19 protein-coding genes are annotated in these 17,735 nt (G+C 67.3%); 13 read left to right on the forward strand and 6 right to left on the reverse strand.

Annotated elements, in window-relative coordinates:
- Window positions 1-26: 26 nt before the first annotated feature.
- Together QI450_RS17635 and QI450_RS17640 are read left to right on the forward strand one after the other, a co-directional pair.
- The gene (locus QI450_RS17635) at window positions 27-872 is read left to right on the forward strand and encodes a hypothetical protein (RefSeq protein WP_226774700.1); all 846 of its coding nucleotides are present in this window, start codon (window positions 27-29) and stop codon (window positions 870-872) included.
- A complete protein-coding gene (locus QI450_RS17640; RefSeq protein WP_226774688.1) occupies window positions 863-1,612 on the forward strand; it encodes a 5-oxoprolinase subunit PxpA in 750 nt (249 codons plus the stop codon). Before QI450_RS17635 ends, QI450_RS17640 begins: the two co-directional genes overlap by 10 nt.
- Here the strand turns inward: QI450_RS17640 and QI450_RS17645 are convergent.
- Complete coding sequence (locus QI450_RS17645; RefSeq protein ID WP_226774687.1) at window positions 1,609-2,946, reverse strand: DUF445 domain-containing protein; 1,338 nt, start codon at window positions 2,944-2,946, stop codon at window positions 1,609-1,611. The two genes, QI450_RS17640 and QI450_RS17645, sit on opposite strands and share 4 nt — an antisense overlap.
- 50 nt (window positions 2,947-2,996) lie before the next feature.
- Here QI450_RS17645 and QI450_RS17650 point away from each other — a divergent pair, with 50 nt between their 5' ends.
- Entirely contained in the window at window positions 2,997-3,905 is a 909-nt protein-coding gene (locus QI450_RS17650; protein ID WP_226774686.1) for a glycerophosphodiester phosphodiesterase family protein, read from the forward strand.
- Window positions 3,906-3,950: 45 nt separating this feature from the next.
- Here QI450_RS17650 and QI450_RS17655 read toward each other — a convergent pair whose 3' ends face one another.
- Together QI450_RS17655 and QI450_RS17660 are read right to left on the reverse strand one after the other, a co-directional pair.
- Window positions 3,951-5,543, reverse strand: a complete 1,593-nt coding sequence (locus QI450_RS17655; protein ID WP_282468058.1) for an ABC transporter permease — start codon at window positions 5,541-5,543, stop codon at window positions 3,951-3,953.
- Complete coding sequence (locus QI450_RS17660; protein ID WP_226774685.1) at window positions 5,536-6,516, reverse strand: ABC transporter ATP-binding protein; 981 nt, start codon at window positions 6,514-6,516, stop codon at window positions 5,536-5,538. Before QI450_RS17660 ends, QI450_RS17655 begins: the two co-directional genes overlap by 8 nt.
- A 108-nt stretch (window positions 6,517-6,624) precedes the next feature.
- Here QI450_RS17660 and QI450_RS17665 point away from each other — a divergent pair, with 108 nt between their 5' ends.
- The 4 genes from QI450_RS17665 to QI450_RS17680 all read left to right on the forward strand — a co-directional run bounded on the left by QI450_RS17665 (window position 6,625) and on the right by QI450_RS17680 (window position 10,527).
- Window positions 6,625-7,098 (forward strand): hypothetical protein, encoded by a 474-nt coding sequence (locus QI450_RS17665; protein WP_226774684.1) that lies wholly within the window; start codon window positions 6,625-6,627, stop codon window positions 7,096-7,098.
- On the forward strand, window positions 7,095-7,841 hold the full coding sequence (locus QI450_RS17670; protein WP_226774683.1) for an AzlC family ABC transporter permease: 747 nt from the start codon (window positions 7,095-7,097) through the stop codon (window positions 7,839-7,841). Before QI450_RS17665 ends, QI450_RS17670 begins: the two co-directional genes overlap by 4 nt.
- Window positions 7,838-8,149 carry an AzlD domain-containing protein gene (locus QI450_RS17675; protein WP_226774682.1) on the forward strand — a complete coding sequence of 104 codons (312 nt, stop codon included), beginning with the start codon at window positions 7,838-7,840 and terminating at the stop codon, window positions 8,147-8,149. The genes QI450_RS17670 and QI450_RS17675 overlap by 4 nt, the downstream gene beginning before the upstream one ends.
- A 95-nt stretch (window positions 8,150-8,244) precedes the next feature.
- The gene (locus tag QI450_RS17680) at window positions 8,245-10,527 is read left to right on the forward strand and encodes an EAL domain-containing protein (protein WP_282468059.1); all 2,283 of its coding nucleotides are present in this window, start codon (window positions 8,245-8,247) and stop codon (window positions 10,525-10,527) included.
- A gap of 30 nt (window positions 10,528-10,557) precedes the next feature.
- Here the strand turns inward: QI450_RS17680 and QI450_RS17685 are convergent, their stop codons facing one another.
- Window positions 10,558-11,190: a TetR/AcrR family transcriptional regulator gene (locus QI450_RS17685; RefSeq protein ID WP_226774680.1), complete on the reverse strand. Its 633-nt coding sequence runs from the start codon at window positions 11,188-11,190 to the stop codon at window positions 10,558-10,560.
- A gap of 199 nt (window positions 11,191-11,389) precedes the next feature.
- Here QI450_RS17685 and QI450_RS17690 point away from each other — a divergent pair, with 199 nt between their 5' ends.
- The 5 genes from QI450_RS17690 to QI450_RS17710 all read left to right on the forward strand — a co-directional run bounded on the left by QI450_RS17690 (window position 11,390) and on the right by QI450_RS17710 (window position 15,964).
- A complete protein-coding gene (locus QI450_RS17690) occupies window positions 11,390-11,758 on the forward strand; it encodes a thiamine-binding protein (RefSeq protein ID WP_226774679.1) in 369 nt (122 codons plus the stop codon).
- A 54-nt stretch (window positions 11,759-11,812) separates the two neighbouring features.
- Window positions 11,813-12,490, forward strand: coding sequence for an O-methyltransferase (locus QI450_RS17695; protein WP_226774678.1), 678 nt, complete (start codon window positions 11,813-11,815; stop codon window positions 12,488-12,490).
- Between the two features lie 161 nt (window positions 12,491-12,651).
- Window positions 12,652-13,767: an acyl-CoA dehydrogenase family protein gene (locus QI450_RS17700; protein ID WP_226774677.1), complete on the forward strand. Its 1,116-nt coding sequence runs from the start codon at window positions 12,652-12,654 to the stop codon at window positions 13,765-13,767.
- Window positions 13,761-15,164: a bifunctional PIG-L family deacetylase/class I SAM-dependent methyltransferase gene (locus tag QI450_RS17705; RefSeq protein WP_226774676.1), complete on the forward strand. Its 1,404-nt coding sequence runs from the start codon at window positions 13,761-13,763 to the stop codon at window positions 15,162-15,164. Before QI450_RS17700 ends, QI450_RS17705 begins: the two co-directional genes overlap by 7 nt.
- 5 nt (window positions 15,165-15,169) lie before the next feature.
- Entirely contained in the window at window positions 15,170-15,964 is a 795-nt protein-coding gene (locus tag QI450_RS17710; RefSeq protein ID WP_226774675.1) for a glycosyltransferase, read from the forward strand.
- Between the two features lie 310 nt (window positions 15,965-16,274).
- On the opposite strand, the gene QI450_RS17715 is transcribed toward QI450_RS17710, so the two are convergent.
- Window positions 16,275-16,697 carry a GNAT family N-acetyltransferase gene (locus QI450_RS17715; RefSeq protein ID WP_226774674.1) on the reverse strand — a complete coding sequence of 141 codons (423 nt, stop codon included), beginning with the start codon at window positions 16,695-16,697 and terminating at the stop codon, window positions 16,275-16,277.
- Between the two features lie 242 nt (window positions 16,698-16,939).
- On the opposite strand from QI450_RS17715, the gene QI450_RS17720 reads away from it, so the two are divergent.
- The gene (locus QI450_RS17720) at window positions 16,940-17,098 is read left to right on the forward strand and encodes a hypothetical protein (protein WP_226774673.1); all 159 of its coding nucleotides are present in this window, start codon (window positions 16,940-16,942) and stop codon (window positions 17,096-17,098) included.
- Window positions 17,099-17,569: 471 nt separating this feature from the next.
- Here QI450_RS17720 and QI450_RS17725 read toward each other — a convergent pair whose 3' ends face one another.
- Window positions 17,570-17,716 carry a hypothetical protein gene (locus QI450_RS17725; protein WP_226774672.1) on the reverse strand — a complete coding sequence of 49 codons (147 nt, stop codon included), beginning with the start codon at window positions 17,714-17,716 and terminating at the stop codon, window positions 17,570-17,572.
- Window positions 17,717-17,735 lie beyond the last annotated feature (19 nt).

Below are 17,735 nucleotides of genomic sequence, written 5' to 3' on the forward strand. Positions count from 1 at the left end.
AGTGACGGTTCCGATGAGAGGCGATGATGGCCAAGCGAGGCAACCCGGCAATGAAAATTGCCCAGCAGTCAGCACACAACGCGATGTTCGACGCCGAGGGCAAACCCCGGGCAGGTGTGCACAACGTGCTCCTGCGGGCCGTTGAAATCCAGCGCCCCTTGATCCTGGCGAACCTTCGCCGGCTCCAGCGAAAGCACCCGCGGGCCACGGCGGCCCAGCTGGCCGCAACCCTGGAACGGGACTACCTCATTGCCGTCACCGGCGGCGGCGCGCTTGTGGGCGGGGCGGCCGTGATTCCCGGCGTCGGGACTGTGGCCGCACTGGGCCTCTCGGCCGCCGCGACCGCCGGTTTCCTGGAGGCCACAGCACTTTTTGCCACCTCGCTCGCCGAACTTCACGGCGTGCGGATGGTGGATCCGGAAAAGGCCAGCACACTGGTCATGGCCGTAATGCTCGGCGAGGAAGGCACCGCGCTGTTGAGTTCCCTGAGCGGCCAAGCCACCGGGCAGGGCGGCGGGCCCACCCAGGCGTGGGGCACACTGTTCGCACGCCGGGCACCGCTTGTTGGCTTCGGCCAGGTTCGTGAACGGATCCAGCGGGCTTTCCTCCGGAGCCTGCTCAGGCGCCAAGGCGGTGCCTTGCTGGGCCGGGCCCTGCCGTTCGGCGTCGGGGCCGTCGTGGGCGGGGTCGGCAACCGGATGATGGGACGGGCCGTGGTGGCCAATGCCAAGGAAGCGTTCGGACCGCTGCCCCTCGTGATCCCCGGCGAACTGGGAGCGACCGCGGAGCTGGACGGCCCGGCAGCAGCCCCGGCTGACACAAAGGACAGCAAGGACGATTCAGCGCAGAAAGGCGGCACGTTTTGGATTTGAACGCTGACTTGGGGGAGTCCTTCGGGACGTGGACCATGGGCGACGACGCCGCGATGTTTCCGCTTCTGACGAGCGCCAGCGTGGCCTGCGGGCTGCACGCCGGGGACCCCGTGACCATGCTGGACACCTGCCGGGCGGCCTACGAGTCCGACGTGCGGGTGGGCGCTCACCTGGGCTACCCGGACATGGCCGGATTCGGGCTCCGGGCCCTGGACATGACGTTCGATGATCTCTTCGGCGCCGTGCTGTACCAGCTCGGCGCCTTGGACGGGGTGGCGCACGCCGTCGGCGCCTCGGTGGACTACATCAAGCTGCACGGGGCACTCTACGACCGGACAGTGCGCGACGCCGAGCAGGCTTCGGCAGTCGTCGCGGCCATCCAGGCCTACGATCCGGGGCTTGCCGTGCTGGGCTTCCCGGGCTCCGCCCTGCTCGGGATCGCCCAAGAAGCCGGCCACCCGGTCTTTACCGAGGCCTTCGCCGACCGCGCCTACCTGCCCGACGGCACCCTGCTGCCGCGCTCGCAGGATGGTGCACTGCTGGAGGACCTCGGCCGGATCCAGGAACGGGCCGTGCGCCTTGCCGTCGAAGGCGAGGTCGAAGCTGTGGACGGGACGGTGCTCAGGATCGAACCGCACTCGCTGTGCATCCACGGTGACACGCCCGGGTCGGTCGAAACCGCCGCCGCGATCCGCGCGGCCCTCGAAAGCGCAGGCGTGGAGCTGGAAAGCTTCGCTTAGCCGAAGACCAGGTGGGCCACAGCAAAAATCGCGAGGCCGGCAAGGGCGCCCACCACGGTGCCGTTAATTCGGATGAACTGCAGGTCCTTGCCGATCTGAAGCTCGATCTTTTGCGAGGTTTCCTCGGCATCCCAGCGGGATACGGTATCGGTGATCACACCTGCGATGTCCGAGCGGTACGTCTTGACGAGATACCCGGCGGCGTCCCCGATCCACCTGTTCACCTTGCCGGCCAGTTCGCCGTCGACAACGAGCCGGGTGCCGAAGTCATGCACGGCGGCTTTGAACCTGACGGTCAGTTCGCTGTGCGGATCGTCGACGGCGGAGAGCAGCGCGGCCTTGATGGTGCCCCAGGTTCGGGAGGCGAGTTCCCGAATTTCCGGATCTCCCAGGACTTGGGCCTTGATGCCTTCGGCCCGGGCAATCATAACCGGATCGTGCTGCAGGTCCTGTGCCAGATCCTTGAGGTACGTGTCGATCGACCGGCGGACCTGGTGCTGCGGGTCGGTCTGCACAGCGCGGGTGAATTTGAGGATCTCGACGTAGACCTTGTCGCCTACGAGTCCGTCGACGAACGACGGCACCCACGTCGGGGACCGGTCAGTCACCACCCGGTTGACCGTCTCCTGGTTGTCCCGCACCCAGTCCACGGTTCGGTCCACGAGCACGTCCACCAAGGCGTGGTGATGGCCGTCGTCGAAGATCCGCTCGGCGACCCGGCCCACCGGGGGACCCCACGGCGGAGCGAGCAGATGCCGGCGGACCATGCCCTCGATCACGGCCTGGACGTCGTCGTCGTTGAGCACGGTAAAGGCCCCGCGGATGACGGCGGCACCTTCCTTGGCCACCCGCTCCGCGCCGCCGGGCCCGGAGAGCCAAGCTCCGGCTTTGCGGGCGATGTCCACCGAGGCCAGTTTCTCCTGGACCACCTGCTCGGAAAGGAAGTTGGTTTCCACGAATTCACCCAGCGAGGCGCCAATCTGGTCCTTGCGCTGCGGAATGATGGCGGTGTGCGGGATTTTCAAGCCCATCGGGTACTTGAACAGGGCCGTCACCGCGAACCAGTCGGCGAGGGCGCCCACCATACCGCCCTCGGCCGCAGCCCGGACGTATTCGAGCCAGGGGTACTGCTTCTGCAGGGCGAAGGCGACCACAAAGATGATGGCCATCAAAACCAACAGTGAGAGCGCCAGCAGCTTCATCCGCCGGAGCGCGGATTCTTTCGCGGCGTCGCTCCCTGCCATGGATTGGCGGCGGCTGGGGCGGCCGACTGCGGGCGCGTTGGCGCCGGCGGGGCCCTCCGCGCGGGTAGTTGGCTTAGATTTCACCTGCATGTGCCCAGCCTAGCCCGGCTTGGGCGGTGGCCGTCCGCTAACGTGTCAGCATGACGACTGCCGAGTCCACCGCAACCCGTCCGCTGGTCTACGCCCACCGTGGTTCCAGTGCGGCGTTCGCTGAGCACACCCGGGCGGCCTACCTGCAGGCAATTGCCGACGGCGCCGACGGTGTGGAGTGCGATATCCACCTCACCAGGGACCAGCACGCTGTACTGCTGCACGACTCAACCCTGGACCGCACCTCGGATGGCACCGGAGCCGTGGCGGACAGGACCCTCGAGGAGCTCCGGGCGCTGGACTTTTCCTCCTGGAAGGGCGCCAGGATCCCGGAAGAATACGGCAGTAGATCAGCCCAGCTGCTGACGCTCCCGGAGTTGCTGGCCCTCCTGCGGACAGCAGGCCGGGAGATCGGGCTGGCAATTGAACTCAAACACCCGAGTCCCTTTCAGCTCAAGCTCGAAGACCGTGTCCTGGAAATCCTCACGGCCGAAGGCTGGGATCCGGCGACGTCCCGGCTCGGGAACATCGTGGTGTCTTTTATGAGCTTCAGCCCGGACTCCGTGAAGCACCTGCTGGGAACCGTCCCGTCCGCCGCCGTGTGCCAGCTTGTGGACGACGTCGACGTCGAGGAGCTCCGCGAGGAGCTGGGCCTCGGGGCGCTCACCGGCGGAGCGCTTGCCAATGTGATGAAGGCCGCGCAAACGGAAGCCGAACGGATCCTGGATGACTGCGAGACCGGGCTGGCCGGCCCGGGCATCGACTATGTCCGGGGCCATTCCCGGACCATCCGGCGCTGGCTCAACTCCGGCCGGCGGTTCCGGGTGTGGACGGTGGATTCGGAAGCCGACGTCGCCTTGTGCCAGGAGCTTGGGATCCACGAGGTCACCACCAACCGGCCCGGGCAGGTCCTGGCGCAGCTCTCGGCCGGGTCGCGGAGCCTCGGCTTGCACGGGTAGCTCCCGCTGGTCTTTGCGCCTCAAGCCCAGGGGAACAGGGGGAGGCTACGCTGCAAGGTCCCGGCGCCGCCAGCCGGCGAACCCGAACGCAGCAAGCACGGCCGCTGCCACGGTCAGGACACCCAGCGCCGCACCATCCCCGGATCCCACCGGGAGCAGCGGGGAATGCCTGAACGGGGAGAGGTCCATCAGCCAGTTCGGGGCGTTCCACAGCACCCCGAACTCTCCCAAGGCGACGAACGCCAGCAGGAGGCCCCAGGCCGCCCCGGTCAGCCGAGGCGCCCAGCCGAACACCGCCAGAGCGAGGCTGGTAACAACCCATGCGGCCGGCACCTGGGCCAAAGCGGCAACGGTGCTGCGGCCCAGCAGGGAGGCATCGTTGACGGCGAAGGCGGCTCCGGCACCAATCGACAGGCCCGCCAGAAAGAGCAGCAAAACGATGCCGGCCAACGCAAAGGTGAAGTGGCTGCCCGCCCACCGGAACCGGGTAGTGGCCGTGCCCAGCAGGACTTCGGTATGGCCCGCGGCTTCCTCGCTGCGCAGATGGTTCGCCGCCGATACCCCGTAGGCGGCCGCCAGTAGACCCATGATGCTGATTTCCGCGGCCAGGAAGGCCTCCGTCAAAGCGCGGGGGCCGCCCAGCAGCTTGATAAGGTCCTGGGCGTTTGGTGAACTCAGCAGCTCTGCCACATTGGAGACCAGGGAACCGATGACAACGCCGAAAATCACGAACGCCACGGCCCAGCCTAAAAGTACGCGGTACTGCAGCCTTACGGCCAGGCCCCAGACGCCGGAGAGCGAGCCTACGGCAGGTCCGGGACGCCCGGCAGCGATCCCGGCTCCCAGGTCCCGCCGTGCCCGAAGCGCGAATGCCGCCGGAACCAGCACGAGAGAGAGGGCAACAGGCAGCGCCAGCACCCACCAGCGGTCTCCGGCGAACGCCCGGATCTGCTGGTTCCACCCGATGGGCGAGAGCCAGGAGAGCGCCGATGGTCCCGGCTCGGCGAGGTCTCCGACAGCTCGCAAAGCATAGGTCACTGCGACGATACTGACACTGATCCCGGTCGCGGCCCGGGCGCTGGCGGTGAGCTGTGCCGCCACGCCGGCCACGGCGCTGAATACCATCCCGGTGGCGGCCCAGCCCAGGCCGAAGGCGAAGGAACCGGCCGCCGGCAGTCCGCCGGCGGCCAGCGCGGCTGCCGAGAGCAACCCGAGCAGCACGTTGGCCCCCAGGCTGATCGTGAGGGCCGCCGCCAGCGGTGCGTCTCGCCCCAGCCGCCCGCCGCCGAGCAGTTCCAGGCGTCCGCTCTCCTCGTCCCCGCGGGTGTGACGGACGGCGAGGACGATCATCAGGACGGCCAGGATGGCGGCCATAAACGCGGTGTATTTGATGAGCGACAGCGCACCGATCGAGCCGGGGTCGTAGATCCGCCCGAACATGGCCACCATGGAGGCGGTCGCGTTCAGGGCGGTGGAGGCCTCGATGCGGCTCGTGGCATCGGGGTAGAGCTCGACTCCGGCACGCGCGGTCGAGTAGGCGGTCAAGGCGAAACCGACGATCCACGCAGGCAGCATCCAGCGGTCCCGCCGCAGCCCGAGCCGGATCAGGACGCCGGTTCCGGCCAGGGTCTCAGGCATCGCCGGCCCGCCGTCGGCCCGGCCTGGCAGGGGCACCGGAGCCGGGCTGTCCGGGCGGGGCGCCGGACGCCGCCGCCGAATCCCCGGCAGTGCCGGCACCATAGTGGCGCAGGAACAGGTCCTCGAGCGTTGGCGGCTGGCTTGTGAGGGACCTCAGTCCCGCCGTCGTCAGTGCCTGCATCAGGTGGTTCAGGCCGGCCGGCTCGACTTGGGCGTTGACCCGGTGGTCCGTTACGACGACGTCGTGGACACCGGGCAGGAGTTCGAGTCCGGGCGGCACCGTGGCGACGTCGGCGGTGACCGAAGTTCGGGTGAGATGCCGCAGCTGCTCCAGCGGGCCGGTCTCCACCAGCCGCCCGGACCGGATAATGCTGACCCGGTCCGAAAGTGCCTCGGCCTCACTGAGGATATGGCTGCTCAGCACCACTGTTCTCCCCTGCGTGCGCAGTTCGCGGACGCAGCTGCGGAATACGTCCGCCATCAGCGGGTCCAGCCCGCTCGTCGGCTCGTCCAGCAGGAAAAGTTCAGCATCGGTGGCCAGGGCAGCAACAAGGGCCACTTTCTGGCGGTTTCCCTTGGAGTACGCCCGGGCCCTCTTGCTGGGGTCCAGTTCGAACAGGTCCAGGAGCTGATCCCGGCGTGCGCGGTCCTGCCCGCCCTGAAGCCGGCCCAGCAGGTCGATGATCTCCCCGCCTGTCAAGTTCGGCCACAGTGCTACGTCCCCGGGGACGTAGGCCAACCGGCGGTGCAAGGTCGATACCTCACGCCAGGGGTCGAGTCCCAGCACCCGGATGGAACCGGCATTGGAGCGCAGCAGACCCAGCAGCAGCCGCAAGGTGGTGGATTTGCCTGATCCGTTGGGCCCGAGGAAACCGTGCACCTCACCGGCAGCCACGTCGAAGTCCAAGCCGTCCAGCGCCTGCACGGTCCCGAACCGCTTCACAACGCCCTTCATTTCCACCGCAGCGCCCATACGCAACAACGTACCCCGATTGACCCTCGTGACACCCTGCAGAAAGTCCTGTTTTGAGGCAGCCAGTCACGGTTAGCGGGGGGACCGCGGCTGTGATTGAGTTAATCCATGCCATCTCGCTGGTCCGGCCGGGACACCCAGACACTTTCCGCGGTCGCGATGAGCGTCCTGCTGCTGGCCAGCGCGTCGAAGCACTTTGATGATCCGGATTTCTTCGCGCCAGTGGTTCCCGATGCGCTGTGCCGGGATGACAGCGGCGGGAAGCCAAACAGCCCCCTCGCGGTCCTGTCCCGGGAGGAATGGGTCGCATTCAGCGGCCTGCTTGAAGTGGCCGCCGCCGTGGGGCTCCTGGTCCCGGTGACACGTCGCGCCGCGGCCGGATGTGTGACGGCCATGTTCACCCTTTTCCTCGCCGGACACCTCGACGCCCTGCGAAAGGCCTACGGCCCGGGCGGGACCCCCGCCCGGCGCCGCACGCACACCCTGCGGTTGCCGCTGCAGGCGCCGCTGATTGCCTGGGCCTGGAGCTTGCGGAAAACCGCACCGGCGCAACGGGCCCGGCAGCAACAGGCCCGGCGGTGAGGCTTCTGCAGTCCCCGGCCGTGCGGGTGGGGCTCTCCATCAGCATCGCCACCGGACTCTACGGCGTCTCTTTCGGAGCGCTGTCCGTTACATCAGGCCTTGACTTTTGGCAGACTATGGCCCTGAGCCTGCTGCTGTTCAGCGGCGGCTCACAATTCGCGTTTATCGGTGTGGTAGCCGGGGGCGGCTCCGGGGTCGCCGCGATGGGGGCGGCCACCCTGTTGGGCATGCGTAACGGGATTTACGGCATGCAGATCAACGCACTGCTGGCGCCGCGGGGCTGGCTGCGGTTTGCGGCCGCCCACGTCACCATCGACGAGTCGACCGCCACCAGCACCGGTCAAACTGATCCGCTGGAGCGCAAGCGTGGCTTCTGGACCGCGGGCGTTGGCATCTTCGTTCTCTGGAACCTGTTCACCGCCGTGGGCGCCCTGGCAGGCGGGGCGCTCGGCGATCCCAAACAGTGGGGCCTCGACGGCGCTGCCGTGGCGGCGTTCCTGGGCCTGTTGTGGCCCCGGCTCAAGGGCCGCGAACCTGTGGCGATCGCCGTCGTCTGTGCCCTGGCCACTGTGCTGGCGGTACCATTGGTGCCCGCCGGGGTGCCGATCCTGGTGGCCGCCGTGGTTGCGGCGGCAATCGGCTGGTTCAGTAATGGCCGCAGCGACGAAGGACTGGAACCGGACGTGGACCCTTATGCGGACCACCCGGACGCACGGGTGCGCCCGGCAGGGGATACCGCATGAGCCTGTGGATGTGGCTGCTGCTTTCCTGTCTGCTGGCCTACGCGTGGAAACTGCTGGGATATCTGGTCCCGGCCAGCGTGCTCCGTGACCCCCGGATGTCCCGGATCGCCGGCACCATAACGATCGGGCTGCTGGCCTCCCTGGCCATTGTAAATACCGTGGCCTCGGGCCAGACGCTGGCGCTGGATGCACGGCTGGGGGCATTGGCTGCGGCGGGCCTCGCCCTGGTGCTCCGGGCACCCTTTCTCGTGGTCGTCCTGGCCGGAGCCGGCGCAGCAGCAATACTGAGGCTGCTGGGCTGGAACTAGCCGTACCGGCTGGCAGCTGTTACCAAAATGCCGCCTGCGAACGAATGGTCGATGGGGCTGGGGTTGGTAAGGTGACCCGGACCTTTGGGAGAATTTTGAAACGAGCTGACTGGCCGGCTGCCGGCATGGTTTTCCGGAGGACCGGACTGCCCGTCGTTGTGATGACACTGGCCTTGGCCGGTTATCTCGCGGGCCGGCTTCTGCATGGCGAGGGCTTCGACGCCGTAGTTGATGGCTGGCTGGCGGCGGCTACGGGGTGGACAACGGCTGCAGTGTGCTGGCTGGCACTGCACCGGTCCGCCGGAGTGCGGATCGAGTACGCACTGGCTACGGTTGCGGTGACGGCGACTGTGGCGGGGGATACGTATTACACCTTGGCGCAGGACGAATCCGGTGTTTTGCCTTCGCCTTCGCTGGCAGACCTTGGATACATGCTCTTTTATGCCCTGATGCTGCTGGCTTTGATCGTTGTTGTGGGAAAGAGGCTGCATGGAGCTGCGTGGCCCGTTTTCCTCGACAGCGCTGTTGCCGCCTGCGGGGCAGCCACGGTGTTGGCGGTAGTCCTTGAACCCGTGGTGGGGTCCTCAGGCGAAGCTGGCCTCTCTGCCCGGACCGTGATTGCCGTCGCGTATCCGCTCTTTGACCTGATGCTTATTGCCGTGGTTGCGGCCATTTTCGCGGCCCGGGGTGAAACGGACGGACACTGGGCTCCGCTCGTGGTTGGTTTGCTCATCTTCGCTGCAGCGGATGTTGTGTTTGCGCTGGGGGAAGCATCGGGAGCATATTCGGTGGGGTCAGCTCTGGACATGGCCTGGGCCGTCGGGATCGCACTGATAGCCGTGTGGGTTGACCGGGCCTCCCGTGCCGGGCAACCGCGCCGGCGCCGGCGAACGGCCCATCAGGCGCTTTTGCTGCCCGGAGCGGCGACAGCGGCGGCGTTGGCGGTTCTGCTGCTGGGGAGCGAGCAACACGTGCCGGTCTACGCGCTGGTGTTAGCCAGCGCCACCCTGGTCCTCGCGGCCGTGCCGATGGCATTCCGCCACCGACTGTTGCGCAGATTGGCCCGGACGGATGATTTGACCGGGCTGCTTAACCGGCGGGCGTTCCACGATGATTGTGTGCAACGATTGGCCGCCGCCGCCGCCGCCGCCGGTGCCGGCGCCGGCAAGCGCAGCGGTGCGCTGCTGTTGCTTGACCTGGACCGCTTCAAGGAAATCAATGACAGTCTGGGCCACGAGGCCGGCGACCGCCTGCTGGTCCAGGTCGGGGAACGGTTGTCGCGGTCGCTTCGCACCGGTGACCTGTTGGCCCGGCTGGGCGGTGATGAGTTCGCGGTGCTTCTGAATGGCAGCAGCGCCGACGAAGCCGACGCTGTGGCCCGCAAGATCCGCGATGCGCTGGCCGGGGGGTTCCCGGTAGCCGGGATTGAACTGCGGACCAGCGTCAGCATCGGCGTTGCGCTCTTCCCGGACCATGGGGCCGACGCCAACTCACTCCTTCGCAAGGCAGACCTTGCCATGTACCGGGCCAAGACGGCCCGAAGCGGGCACCAGTTTTACCATCAGGACGATGACCGGCAGGGCGAGTTGCGGCTGCGCACCATCCAGGAACTACGCACCGCATTGGTCCTCGATCAGCTGGTATTGCATTACCAGCCCCAAATCGATCTCGCCACGAACGAGATCCACGGGGTCGAGGCCCTGGTGCGCTGGGACCATCCCGCCCGGGGGCTGCTGATGCCCGCTGACTTCCTGGACCTCGCGGAAGAATGCGGCCTGATGCATGACCTCACGCTGGTCGTGCTGCAGAAGGCGCTGGATCAAGCCGCTCAGTGGTCTTCTCGACAGGCGAAGCTCACGGTTGCGGTCAACATCTCCGCGAGTTCGCTGGTCGACGTCGGGCTTCCCCGCCGGATCAGTGCCATGCTGCATGAGCGGCAGCTCCCGGCCAGTGCCTTGATCCTGGAAATAACCGAGGACTTCCTGATGGCCGACCGTGACCGCGCGCGGGGAATTCTGACCGAACTCAGGGGCAACGGTATTCAGATTGCCGTCGATGACTTTGGCACGGGCTACAGTTCCCTGGCTTATCTGCGCGAGCTGCCCATCGACGAACTGAAGCTCGACCAGTCGTTCGTGCAGCCGATGGGCACGGACCCCCGGGCCTCGGCCCTTGTGGCGTCCACCATCGCCCTGGCACACAGCCTGGGACTGCGGATCGTCGCCGAGGGCGTGGAAACCAGGCAGACACAGAACGAACTCAAGGAGCTCGGCTGCAACAACGCCCAAGGACACTATGTCTCGCTCCCGGTCAGCGCCGCGGAACTGGACGGCTGGCTCGTTAGCCGGCGCCAGCTGGAACCCGCCCCGCAGCCCTGAGGCATTCCGGGCCAAGGCCAAGGCCGGGCCCTAGCCAAGGACGGAGTCGAAGGCTGTTCCCGGCAGGGGCGCCTGCGGCGGCAGCGGCCGGTGGGGGCGTTCCGAACGGATCGCGTCCTCGACGAGGGCGGCCGCACGGCGCCAGGCATCCGAACCCGCCTCCATGGTGTCCACCACGCCAATCAGCATGGCCAGCAGCCGGATCAGGTCGGTCATCGAAATGTCGCTGCGCAGCGTACCCTGGCCCTGTCCGCGGCCCAGGAGCACGGCGACGGACTCAATCAAGTCCCCCGTAATGCCGGTCAGCAGCCCGCGCCGGCCAGCGACGGCACCAAGCAGGTTGGCTTCTTCGCTAGCGACGCCCATCAGCGCGTCAATAACACGGAAGAGGCCGTCGGCGGCGTCGGGACCGGCCAGGGCCTCCTCGATGACCGGGTCCACCAGCAAACCGAGCTGGCGGTGCAGTGCGGCGAGGACCAGTTCTTCCTTGTCGGCGAAGTTCCGGAAGAGCGTCGCCGGGCCGACTCCTGCGGTCACGGCGATGGTCTGCAGCGGGACTTCCGGGCCGTGCTCACGGAAGCACAGGCGGGCGGCCGTGATGATCTTGTCCACGTTCCGCGCGGCATCAGCGCGGAGCGGTTTGCGGTCTGCTGCCCGGTTCATTTGCTTAGGGTAGCAACGCGCACCCGGGGCGGGGAGGTTACTCCCGGGTAGGCGGGAATGTGACGGTATGCGCGGCAGCGGCAGCGGCAGCGGCCGGGGTGCGGGTTCCGGGGCCCGGTCCGGGTTCCGGTCCGGGCCCCTGACGCCCCCGCCCGCCAGCCATGCCGCGGGGCGGCGGCGTACGTGAAAGACTGGGCCCATGTTGCTTGCATTCTCCGTCGCACCCTCCGGCCGTCCCGCGCGAACGGCCGATGGCCCGGAAGCCGGTTCCCGGGCCATCGCTTCGGACGAGGCATCGGTGCACGACGCCGTCGCCGAAGCGGTCCGGATCGTGCGGGAGTCTGGTCTGCCGAACCACACGGACTCGATGTTCACCACAATCGAGGGCGAGTGGGATGAAGTTTTCGACGTCGTCAAGCGCGCCACCGAGGCTGTCGGCCGCTACGGCAGCAGGGTCTCGCTGGTCATCAAAGCGGACATTCGCCCGGGCTTTACGGGCGAACTGACCGGAAAGCTTGACCGGTTGGAAGAAGCCATCGGGGGCGCCTCAAGCCCCGCGGCCGGCTAGGAATCGGCCCTGTCGGGCCTACCGCCGGGGCGGGGCAGCTGAAAGACTGGGGCAATGTTCGAGCATCAGCCCACCGCCCGCTGGTCCGCCGTCGAAGACTTCCTGTCCGCCGTTGTGGTCCGGGCGGACAACTCCCTCAAACGCGCCCTCACCACGGCGCTTGAGGCGGGGATGCCGCCCATCGAGGTGGCCCCCAACGCCGGGAAACTGCTCAAACTCCTCGTTCAGCTCTCCGGCGCCCGGCGCGTGCTGGAAATCGGGACCCTGGCGGGGTTCAGTACCATCTGGATGGCACAGGGACTGCCCGACGGCGGGCGGCTGCTCAGCTGTGAATACCTGCCCGAACATGCCCGCGTGGCCCGCGCCAATGTGGACGCCGCCGGCCTGGGCCACCTGGTGGAGATCCGGACCGGGCTCGCGCTTGCGACGCTGCGAGGTCTCGCCGACGAGGACGTTGAGCCCTTTGATTTCGTTTTCATCGACGCGGACAAGGAAAACAACCCGCACTACCTCGACTGGGCCATCCGCCTCGGCAGGCCCGGCACGGCCATCGTGATGGACAACATGGTGTGGGAGGGTGCCGTGCTGGACCCCGCCCTGGACCCCGTCACTGCCCGGGGGATCATCAGCGCCCTGGACATGCTGGGCCAGGATCCGAGGCTGGACGGCACCGTGATCCAGACGGTGGGCACCAAAGGCTGGGACGGCTTCGCCCTCGCGCGGGTGTTGTAGCAGCGGGGGGCCTCCCGCCGGCGCCGGAACTGACGCCGGAATCCGAAAAGTGCTAAGTGTGCTTAGATTTACTGAGCGAGTCGCCCTATGCCGAACAGTTGTCCGGCCGGCAGGCGCGGACGACAAAGCACCAGACACCATTCGAAGGAGAACAGGCCCGAATGAACCGGAAGCCACCCTCCCAGCAGCCCCTGGCCGTGCGGATAAGCTCCGGGCCGGAGCGCCTGGCCGGCCTCGGCCCCCTGCTGGCGGAAGCCCGGTCCGCCGTCGGCGACGTCCCGGCCCTGCTGGAGCTGGCCAAATCCGCAGCCGAAACCGCACCGAACCCCGGCGAGGGAGGGACGGCGTTCCTCTGGGAAATGTTGGCTTCCGTCACGGCCGTCGACGTTGCGGCTGGACGGGCCATTGAACCGCATCTGGACGCGGCGGCAATCCTCGCCCAGTCCGCCGCCCTGGCCGCAGGCAGCCAAGCGGCCCGCCACGCGGCGCTGCCGGACCGGAACGGCCCGGACGCCGGCGCCTGGGGTGTGTTTGCCGCCGAAGCGGCAGGCCTGCGGCTCGAGGCCAAAGCCACTGACGGCAGTTTCCTGCTGCACGGCGCCAAACCATGGTGCTCGCTGGCTGCCCAGCTGGACCACGCCGTCGTGACCGCCCACCTGGACGACGGCGGCAGGGCGGCTTTCGCAGTGGACCTCCATGCCCAGGGCGTCAGCTTCGAAGACCCGCGGTGGAGCAGCCTGGGGCTCCGGGAAATCCCCAGCGGCACAGTGCGCTTCGACGCCGTTCCGGCCGTGCCACTGGGCGCCGCCGGCTGGTATTACCGCCGGCCCGGCTTCGCTTGGGGCGGCATGGGCGTTGCGGCCTGCTGGCTGGGCGGCGCCGTCGCGGTGGCCCGCGGGTTCAAGGAGGCTTTGGTTGCGGCGTCCGACGGCGGCCGCAAACCGGACCAGCTCGCGCTCGCCCACCTCGGCGAGATTGACCGTACCCTGACGGCCCTGACCGGTTACCTGGCCCGGACGGCGGAGGCAATTGATGCCGGGGAACTCTCGGGCAGCGGCGCCTGGAGCGAGGCCCTGCGCGTCCGCGGACAGGTGGCCACCGCCGTCGAACACATCCAGGCCCTTGTCAGCCAGAATCTCGGGCCCGCCCCGCTCGCGTTCGATCCCGTCTATGGGAAGCGTATGGCTGACCTCTCGCTGTACATCCGCCAGCACCACACCATGCGCGACGACGCGCAACTCGGTGCCCGCACGCTCAAAGGGGACCACCCATGGTGAGCTTCACCCATCAGGACGCCGGGACCAGCGAGGCCGCCTGGGCGGCCAGCGGGCTGGTTGCCCGGCCGGAGCTGCTGCTTGAGCCGGGGGAGGGTGCCGGCCGGGTGGTTATTGTCCTGGCCGCGCATCCGGACGACGAATCCCTTGGTGCCGGCGGTCTGATGGCTCGGCTCGAACGGCTCGGCGCACGCGTCACTGTCCTGTTGTGCACGGCCGGGGAGTCCTCCCACCCGGACTCTCCCAGCACGACGCCGGAACAGCTCGCCGGCGTGCGGCTCAAAGAATTCGGCGGTGCTCTCGAGCGCCTGCTGCCGGAACCGGAGTGGCGTTTCCTCGGGCTACCGGACGGCAGGCTCGCCGACCACCGGGAAGAGCTGCGCGCGGCACTCCAGCGCGCGATCGCCGAGGCAACTGCCGCCTCGGGGCTGCCCCCGGCCGGCATTACGCTCGTGGCCCCGTACCGGCACGACGGCCACACAGACCACGAAGAATTGGGCGCCGCCGCGGCCGAGGCCGCCAATGCCGGCGGCCACGGGCTGCTGGAATACCCCATCTGGTACTGGCTCTGGGCGGACGCCACGGACCCCGCATGGCAGTCGTGGCTGCGCCTGCCGCTGGATCCCGCGGAACAACGGGCCAAGGCCGCGGCGATGGCTGCCCACTCGTCGCAGGTCCAGGCACTCTCCGGTCAGCCAGGGGACGAGGCGCTGCTTTCGCCGGCCTTCCTGGGCCACTTCGAACGGCCATTTGAGACGTTCGCCTGGCAGCGCCCCACTGGAGCCACCGGCGCCTACGCCGCCGCCGACGCCGAAGGCGTTTTTGATGCTGTCCACACCGAAACCGACGACCCCTGGGAGTACACCACCAGCTGGTACGAACAGCGAAAACGCTCGCTTACCCTCGCCGCCCTGCCCGGCGAGGTATATACCGCAGGGCTGGAGGTCGGCTGCTCGATCGGGACGCTCAGCGCGGAACTCGCACAACGCTGCACCACGTTCCTGGCTGTCGACGCGAGCAGCGCCGCGTTGGCCCACGCCGCCCGGCGCCTCGACCACCTGCCCGCTGCCCGGACCCGCCAGCTCACTGTCCCGCGGGAGTGGCCGGACGGCCGGTTCGACCTGATTGTGGTCTCCGAGGTGGGCTACTACCTCGCAGCCGGTGAGCTGGCCGGGCTGTTCGCCCGGGTCGAGGCCGCGCTCCTGCCCGGCGGCTCCCTGGTCCTGTGCCACTGGCGTCATCCGATCTCCGGCTGGGAGCTCGACGGCGACGCAGTGCACGCCGCAGCACGCCGCCAACTCGGCTGGAGCGACGCCGGACTGTATCGCGAACGTGACTTCATCCTGGAGGTCCTGACCGCTCCGCTGGAAACCGCCGTCGTTCCGGGCCCGGAGGGTTAGGCGGAATGGCCGCCCATGCGCTGCCGCTGCCCCGCGGATGCGGCATCGACCGGATCGCTGTGGTGATTCCTGCCCACAACGAAGACCAGCACCTCGACGATGCCCTGTTGGCGGTGCAGTGCGCCGCCGACGCGCTGCACCGGATCCGGCCCGACGTGGAAGTTGGCGTGACAGTTGTGCTGGACGGCTGCACCGACGGGTCTGCCGGCATCACGGCACGCTACACTGCCACGGACGGGCGTTTTAGTGCCCTCGAAGTGGACTTCCACAGCGCCGGAGCCAGCCGGGCGGCCGGGGCCCGGGCCGCCGGCATCGGCTCACCCCGGCGGCGGCCGCCCGGCAAGCGGTGGACCCCGCCGCCGTGGGCGGGCCGGACGTGGCTGGCCAACACTGATGCCGACTCGCGGGTTCCGGAACATTGGCTGGTCCGCCAGCTGGAGTTCGCCGAGGCCGGAGCCGACGCCGTATTGGGTTCGGTGGAACCGGACCCCGCAGGGATGGACCCGGAGCTGCTGCGGCGCTGGCTGCAACGCCACCCCTTCGAGGAGGACCACCCGCACATCTACGGCGCCAACTTCGGTGTCAGGGCCTCTGCCTACCTGGCCGCCGGAGGATTCCCGAAACTCGTCTCGCACGAGGACCGGACCCTGGTGCAAAGCCTTCGGAGCCGCGCTTTCACCGTGACTGCCACCGACAGTATGCGAGTGCTAACCTCAGGCCGGATCCAGGCGAGGGCGCCGCACGGTTTTGCCGCATATCTGCGGACGCTGGGCAGGCATCAGCTACCTGCGGATGACTGACGGGGACCTAGGGCGCTTCGGGGTGAGCCCGACCAGTTAGTCCCTGGATGGATCTTCTTTGACCGCTCTCCTGAGCTGTTACCCGATCTTGCTCTCAGCAACGGAAGCCATATCAAATTCCTCGACGCCGCTCCGCTCTTTGCTCAAGAGATTGAGCATGCGCGTAGCAACGGCGTAGATGCGTTGTTTGATGTCTGGAACGCGGAGGAAGTGGAAGTTTGGAACCACGAGCGGTCTCTCCCTCGTCTTCTGGGCAGCGCAGAATCGCCGTAAGGCATCCAGATGGGGGTCCTTTAACGGACGTAGGTACTCAGTCGAATCTGATGAAGGCCCTGACCGATCCTCCTTGGAATTCCTCGGTCTGGGTGTAGCCGAGCGCTTCATAGAACGCTTTCTGCTTCAGCTGGTCGTCGGTGATTAGGACTTTCTGACGCACGTGCGGGTACTGTTCGAGCGCTCGTTCAGCGAGGGCTCGTCCTATACCTCTTCTGTGATGGGACGGCCGCACGAGGATGTCCTGGAGGTAGCAAATCGAAGCACCATCGGAAATGACGCGAGCTAGTCCAACCAGCGTGTGGCCATCATGAGCGGCCACGAGTGTGGAAGATCCTTCCAAGGCTCGTATTAGATTGTCAGGGTCCTTCGTGTAGGCAAGCCATTCCACCGCACGGTATAGCTCTAGGACTTCGCTGAGTGGCAGGTCTTTGGCCTTCACTACTTTGATGGTGGTCATGCTTCATCCAAACACGCAACTTAGTTATTGGGTGGCTACGAGATGCGCGCCCGTAGGCCGATCGTCTTATGGGCACACGTCGGAGTGGCTGGGCATGGGCACATGCCGTCCCTAGGTTTGGCCTTCACTTATTCCGGGGGAAGAACCGGGGGGCGGTGTTGACTCCCCGTCAAAGGGTGGACAGTGCTAGCCTCTGAGACTTGCGCCGTAGGTTCGTCGCATCAAAAAACTGGGGGCTTAGCGTGGTTTCGATTGGAATACTGGGAATTCTCTACTCCGTGGTGATGGTGGCAATCGTAGTGCTGGCTGTTTACGCCTTGGTGCTCGGCATCATCTTCCTCCGCCTCCGTATCAAGGAGCTCCGGAGGGCAGCCCTGCCGGGTCCGGACAAGGAAGCCTAGGACACCCCTGAATAGCCGACCTGCACCCGCTCATCGATGTCCGGCGGCCAGGGCGGACCTTGCCAGTTGTGCCCGGTGGCGGTGGCGTTCCCTTCCCCGCACGCATTACTCGAAAGGTGGCCGCATGGCCAACAAGATTCCAAGCCCTTGGATAAGTGCCTCATTCTTCGCCTGGGCGGTCCTGTTCGCACTGTGGCAGCCCTTTGTCTGGTGGCGTGGAGTTGCATCCGTATTCGCCGTTGCACTCGGGTTCTGGGGTCTTTACCTGTGGCGGCGCTATAGGGGAAAGAATTCAAGAACCGCGCCTCCGAAAGCCTAAGAAGAATCCCCACTTGAGACTGGCCGGACCCGCCTGCGGCGTCGTCGCTGCGGTGCGCCATCCTCCTGACGTAGCAACCGCGGACAGCATCTCGTGGCTGACTTCACCGCCAGTCTGGCTGGGCCGCCAGAAACTCACACAGCCCCTGCGTACTAGCTTTCGGACGCCGAGTTGCCTTGGTTCTGGCGACGTTCCTTGAGTCCTGACCGCAGGGTGGTGAAGATCGCGATGCCCATGGCCACTGCGGTGAACCACAGACCCTCCGATCCCTGAAGGGCGAGAGTTACCGAGACGATCATGAGTACTACGGCAACTATG

Source organism: Arthrobacter sp. EM1 (genome assembly GCF_029964055.1).
GTDB lineage: Bacteria > Actinomycetota > Actinomycetes > Actinomycetales > Micrococcaceae > Arthrobacter.

Excerpts from the sequence above, each read along its gene's own strand:
- QI450_RS17655 (WP_282468058.1), bottom strand. The coding sequence starts at position 5,543 with ATGCCTGAGACCCTGGCCGGAACCGGCGTCCTGATCCGGCTCGGGCTG.
- QI450_RS17675 (WP_226774682.1), top strand. The coding sequence starts at position 7,838 with ATGAGCCTGTGGATGTGGCTGCTGCTTTCCTGTCTGCTGGCCTACGCG.
- QI450_RS17705 (WP_226774676.1), top strand. The coding sequence starts at position 13,761 with ATGGTGAGCTTCACCCATCAGGACGCCGGGACCAGCGAGGCCGCCTGG.
- QI450_RS17660 (WP_226774685.1), bottom strand. The coding sequence starts at position 6,516 with ATGGGCGCTGCGGTGGAAATGAAGGGCGTTGTGAAGCGGTTCGGGACC.
- QI450_RS17635 (WP_226774700.1), top strand. The coding sequence starts at position 27 with ATGGCCAAGCGAGGCAACCCGGCAATGAAAATTGCCCAGCAGTCAGCA.
- QI450_RS17715 (WP_226774674.1), bottom strand. The coding sequence starts at position 16,697 with ATGACCACCATCAAAGTAGTGAAGGCCAAAGACCTGCCACTCAGCGAA.
- QI450_RS17685 (WP_226774680.1), bottom strand. The coding sequence starts at position 11,190 with ATGAACCGGGCAGCAGACCGCAAACCGCTCCGCGCTGATGCCGCGCGG.
- QI450_RS17690 (WP_226774679.1), top strand. The coding sequence starts at position 11,390 with ATGTTGCTTGCATTCTCCGTCGCACCCTCCGGCCGTCCCGCGCGAACG.
- QI450_RS17695 (WP_226774678.1), top strand. The coding sequence starts at position 11,813 with ATGTTCGAGCATCAGCCCACCGCCCGCTGGTCCGCCGTCGAAGACTTC.
- QI450_RS17700 (WP_226774677.1), top strand. The coding sequence starts at position 12,652 with ATGAACCGGAAGCCACCCTCCCAGCAGCCCCTGGCCGTGCGGATAAGC.
- QI450_RS17650 (WP_226774686.1), top strand. The coding sequence starts at position 2,997 with ATGACGACTGCCGAGTCCACCGCAACCCGTCCGCTGGTCTACGCCCAC.
- QI450_RS17665 (WP_226774684.1), top strand. The coding sequence starts at position 6,625 with ATGCCATCTCGCTGGTCCGGCCGGGACACCCAGACACTTTCCGCGGTC.
- QI450_RS17645 (WP_226774687.1), bottom strand. The coding sequence starts at position 2,946 with ATGCAGGTGAAATCTAAGCCAACTACCCGCGCGGAGGGCCCCGCCGGC.
- QI450_RS17710 (WP_226774675.1), top strand. The coding sequence starts at position 15,170 with ATGGCCGCCCATGCGCTGCCGCTGCCCCGCGGATGCGGCATCGACCGG.
- QI450_RS17725 (WP_226774672.1), bottom strand. The coding sequence starts at position 17,716 with ATGATCGTCTCGGTAACTCTCGCCCTTCAGGGATCGGAGGGTCTGTGG.